This is a genomic window from Flammeovirga sp. EKP202 (genome assembly GCF_014534745.1).
Classification (GTDB): domain Bacteria; phylum Bacteroidota; class Bacteroidia; order Cytophagales; family Flammeovirgaceae; genus Flammeovirga.
In genome coordinates this window covers 1-4700 of the sequence record NZ_JACVVP010000105.1, presented here as the reverse complement: position 1 = coordinate 4700, position 4700 = coordinate 1, and the positions used below count along the sequence as shown (strand labels likewise).

6 protein-coding genes are annotated in these 4700 nt (G+C 34.1%); 3 read left to right on the top strand and 3 right to left on the bottom strand.

Annotated features, from left to right (window positions below; all coding sequences use genetic code 11):
• Positions 1-256: 256 nt before the first annotated feature.
• Positions 257-1357 carry a glycine cleavage system aminomethyltransferase GcvT gene (gene gcvT, locus IC221_RS29105; protein ID WP_188172300.1) on the top strand — a complete coding sequence of 367 codons (1101 nt, stop codon included), beginning with the start codon at positions 257-259 and terminating at the stop codon, positions 1355-1357.
• An 88-nt stretch (positions 1358-1445) separates the two neighbouring features.
• Here gcvT and IC221_RS29100 read toward each other — a convergent pair whose 3' ends face one another.
• From IC221_RS29100 to IC221_RS29090, 3 genes are all read right to left on the bottom strand, one after another.
• Positions 1446-1691, bottom strand: coding sequence for a hypothetical protein (locus IC221_RS29100; RefSeq protein WP_188172299.1), 246 nt, complete (start codon positions 1689-1691; stop codon positions 1446-1448).
• A gap of 144 nt (positions 1692-1835) precedes the next feature.
• A complete protein-coding gene (locus tag IC221_RS29095) occupies positions 1836-2237 on the bottom strand; it encodes a YkvA family protein (RefSeq protein WP_188172298.1) in 402 nt (133 codons plus the stop codon).
• Between the two features lie 40 nt (positions 2238-2277).
• Positions 2278-2814 (bottom strand): hypothetical protein, encoded by a 537-nt coding sequence (locus IC221_RS29090; RefSeq protein WP_188172297.1) that lies wholly within the window; start codon positions 2812-2814, stop codon positions 2278-2280.
• Positions 2815-3034: 220 nt separating this feature from the next.
• Here IC221_RS29090 and IC221_RS29085 point away from each other — a divergent pair, with 220 nt between their 5' ends.
• Both IC221_RS29085 and IC221_RS29080 read left to right on the top strand, forming a co-directional pair.
• Positions 3035-3679 (top strand): DUF4136 domain-containing protein, encoded by a 645-nt coding sequence (locus tag IC221_RS29085; RefSeq protein ID WP_188172296.1) that lies wholly within the window; start codon positions 3035-3037, stop codon positions 3677-3679.
• An 18-nt stretch (positions 3680-3697) separates the two neighbouring features.
• On the top strand, positions 3698-4291 hold the full coding sequence (locus tag IC221_RS29080) for an OmpW family outer membrane protein (RefSeq protein WP_188172295.1): 594 nt from the start codon (positions 3698-3700) through the stop codon (positions 4289-4291).
• Positions 4292-4700: the final 409 nt, after the last annotated feature.

Here is a 4700-nt window from a genome sequence, read left to right as displayed (position 1 = left end):
TAACAGATTTAAAGTTTTTCCTATTCAGAATTTCAAAGATATTTGGGTAACCTATGCCCACTTTTTGTTAGTGACCCCTATTATTTGGTAAATACTTTCACCTAAAAAACTTAGAACCCTAATTCCCCTTCAAAATATATAATCTAATCCTGCTCTTATTTGAATCATATTTTATACATTTGACAAAATTTTGCTAAGAGGTATTTAACTGTCATTGAATACCGCGTTTTTTAACCGAAAAAACACATACTAAATCATGAGTGATCAAGAAACACTAAAGAAAATTGCCCTAAATGATGTTCATGAATCATTAGGTGCTAAAATGGTTCCTTTTGCAGGTTACAACATGCCTGTAAGATACTCGTCTGACCTTGAGGAGCACAAAACAGTACGTAATGGTGTTGGTGTTTTTGATGTTTCACACATGGGTGAATTCTTTTTGAAAGGCCCTAAAGCATTAGATCTAATCCAAAGAGTTTCATCCAATGATGCTTCAAAATTATTTGATGGAAAAGCACAGTATTCATGCCTTCCAAATGAAGACGGCGGTATTGTGGATGACTTAATTGTCTACAAAATCAAAGATGAAGAATACATGTTGGTAGTCAATGCTTCCAATATTGAAAAGGACTGGAATTGGATTGCACAAAGAAACACTGAAGGTGTTGAAATGACAAACGCTTCTGATGAAATTTCTTTGTTTGCCGTGCAAGGTCCAAAAGCGGCTGAAGCTATGCAAACGCTTACTGATGTTAATTTATCAGATATGACTTTCTATACTTTTGAAAAAGGTAAGTTTGCAGGTGTTGACAATGTAATTATCTCCGCTACTGGCTACACTGGTGCAGGAGGATTTGAATTGTATGTACCAAATAAAGATGCTGGAGAAGTTTGGAAGAAGATTTTCGAGGCAGGTGCAGATTATGACATCAAGCCTATTGGACTAGGTGCAAGAGACACTCTACGTCTAGAGATGGGATACTGCTTATATGGTAATGACATTGATGACACAACCTCTCCTCTTGAAGCTGGTTTAGGTTGGGTAACAAAATTCACTAAAGATTTCACAAACTCAGAAAACCTTGCCAAGCAAAAAGAAGAAGGCGTAACACGCCGTTTAGTAGGTATTGAGTTAATTGACAGAGGAGTTCCTAGAGGTGGTTACAAAGTAACTACGCTAGAAGGTGAAGAAATTGGTCATTTGACTTCAGGTACAATGTCTCCAATGTTAGGCAAAGGTGTAGCATTAGGATACATCAATAGACCTCATACAAAAGCGGGCACAGAAGTGATCATCGAAGTAAGAAATAGAAAACTGAAAGCTGTTGTGAGTAAACTTCCATTCTACAAAGGATAGTTTTATTTCAGTTAGTGAAACATAGAAAAGGGCATTCATTTAAATTAGATGAATGCCCTTAATTTCTTTCACAAGATAAAAAACCGTTCTAGTTGGCAATCTCCAACAACGAACTTGCTTGTCTATCTCCTTTTTTCGTTAATGATGTTTTTGTGCTTTTGTACTCCACTCGAGTATTCTTGATAAAACCTTCTTGTTCTAAATAATGCATGATCTCTTTGATTTCAGCACTATTTGATGAAACGCCTAAATGTTTTGCGATGTCTTCCATTGATTCTCCTGCATTTAAGCAGAGACCCATCAAAAATTTTTGGATTTTTTGCTCTCTAGTCATGGTAGTTATTAAAATGGTTACTAAACGAATAAGAATGTATCTTTAAAAAGTTACATCTAATATACAACTTTGAAACACAAGTGTTTAACCAACACGAAATAGAGTTCTACAATACTTGAAATAATTATTTATTTTACCACAAAATTACAATTCCACTTCCTCCATTGTAATTGAACCTCCAAAAAATTGTCTCATTTTATTCAATGCGTTCTCTTTATGTTCTGGTTTCACATGCATCGCAACATTGACAAATGCCCCGGTAAGTGCTACTAAATCATCTGTAAAACCCACTCCAGGTGCTATATCTGGAATGAGATCTACTGGGAAAATAAAATAACCCAATGCCCCCATAATCATAAGTTTTGATGAGTTAGGAGTATCTTCGTCCATCATTGTGTAAAAAAGAGTAAGGGCATAAAACGACAACTTCATCCCTGCCTTTTGTGAAAACTTACCTAGTTTCTCCCAAAAGCCTTTTTCAGTAAAATGAGAAGAAAATTTTATGATCTCCTCTCCTGCGTATTTAATTATTCCTTTGTAATTCATTATTAACTTTGATTTCGTATAGCTCTTCAAAAAAAACATATTAAAGTAATGTAGCAAATACTCCATTATTATACCATTGATAACCTTGTTTTGTAATTTCATTCATAATTACCTCTTTGTATTTCTCCACTGATTTAGGTTTTATCTTCCCGTTAATTTTAGAGATTTGAGTAGCAATATTACTTACTGTACAAGGTCGAGATGATTTTCTAAGGTGTTTTTTGATCAATTGCTGAATGAGCACCACCTCATCCTCATTCGTTACTTCCTCAGATGTTTCTGGAACTTTCACTGATGCTTCGCTATTCAATCCAAAGAGCTCTAATATATTTTGATTGGTGGTGATAGTATCAGCATCTCTTGCTAAACCGTTTGTATAATTCTTTTGTATTTCAATTAATCCTAACTGTATCAACTTCCTTTTTGCCCTACTGACAACCGAAAGAGAAACATTGAGTTCTTCAGCTACAATTGCGTTAGGTTCAGTAAAAGAATTATTTAATGTATAAAACTGTAAAATTATAGCTTCCGTTGTGTTGATCTTACGCTCTCTAATTAAATCAAATAATAAGCTCATTTGGTCTGTATTTAGTTGTGTCTTATTTGAATATACATAACAACACTGTTTACTTCAATTCATATAGAATTATTTTTCAATATAAATCAATATTTTAAAAGTCTTAATCTATCCTAATTAAAATTAAAATCAATGTCTATATCCAACCGTTTTTTGTCAGTAAGGTATACATAGGTATAGCAAAACTTAATTTTATTAATACAACTAAACAATCAGAAAGATGAAATTCTTGAGACTTAAAATGCTCTCATTAATGTCAATTATGGCATTTTTGACGGCTTGTGATCCTCAAGGTCCTCAATCAGCAGACGACTACGACATCGTCATCACGAATGTATCACCTGAAGCTGATTTCGAAAATAGAAAGACCTTTGGAATGCCTTGGAAAGTAACACATGTTGGTGATACTACTGAAAACGAACTAACTGAGATGGATTTGGTTATTCTTAATACAGTCAAGGAAGAAATGCTTAATAAAAATTGGGAATTTATTGAAGAAGGTTCTTCTGAAAAACCCGACGTTGTTGCTCTTTGCTACTCTGTAACAAAAACCACTGTATATACTTGGTGGAATTGGTGGGGCGGTTTCCCTGGCTGGGGATGGGGTCCAGGATGGGGTTACCCTTGGTATCCTTATCCAATCCAAGGTGTAAGTGCTTATCAGAAAGGTACTATCACTGTTGAATTGGCCGACAATGTCCCTACACAATTGCCTGCTACTTTAAGTGAAAATGATAGTGTTGCTATACCAATTCTTTGGGAAGGTTTGACAAATGGCTTTACAACCAATGACAAAGATGAGCAAAGAAGAGCTGAAAAGAATATTAGACAAATGTTTGAACAATCTCCTTATTTGGATAAATAATTACAACAATAAATCATTATGAAAAAGATTTTTTCAATTTTGGTCACACTTGTAGTTATTTCAAGTGGATCAGTTTTAGCACAAGAAAATATTTTTAGTTTAACTTATAGTATGTCGGCACCTGCTGGCAATACAGCAGGTTTTACTGGAGATGCAAGTTTTAGAGGTGGAAACTTCGATTATAGACACTTTATTAACCCTAAAATGAGTGTTGGTTTTTCAGTAGGCTATCACCGCTTCTATGAAAACAAAGGGTTTACAACCCAACCTCTTGGAGATGGTCATATCTCTGGAAACAATTATAGCTATATTAATGAAATTCCATTGATGCTTACATATCACTACTACTTTGGACTTGAGGGTGGTGTGAGACCTTATGTTGGTGGTGGAATTGGTGCAGCACACTACGAGTATACTGATCAGATTGGATCACTAGCTTGGGTAGATAAGCAATGGCACTTCAATATTGCTCCAGAAGTAGGTGTTTTAGTACCGATCGGACACAGCACATACTTTACAAGTAATATCAAATACAATTATGCTGCCGAGGCCAATGGAATGCCTTCGCAACAATATTGGAGTCTTAATATAGGTTTTGCTTTTGATTTATAAGAACGTTAGCAACTCATAAATAATCAAAGGTCGATAATTCATTTTATCGGCCTTTTTATCTTCTAAGTATAAACCAAAAATAAATCATATTTAATTCTAATTTATTTTTGGTAAGTACAACACTAAAAAACGTATGAATAGTAGTTCTATTGAAAGTTTTTTGAAGGAAGTAATCATAAAACAATAAATAGAAATAGTATTAAATAATTTTGTCTTGGTACTTAATGTTTAAATAATAACAGTAGAGAGTATATCTCATTTTTTATAGTTTCCTTATTATGGTAGATAGTTTTTTCTTGAAGTCAAAATATAATTTTAATCAAAGGCTAGTACTTTACTAGTTTCTCCACTTCTGCGATGGATAAACCAGTTCCTTCTGCTACTTCCTCCACACTCAAACCCATTGATA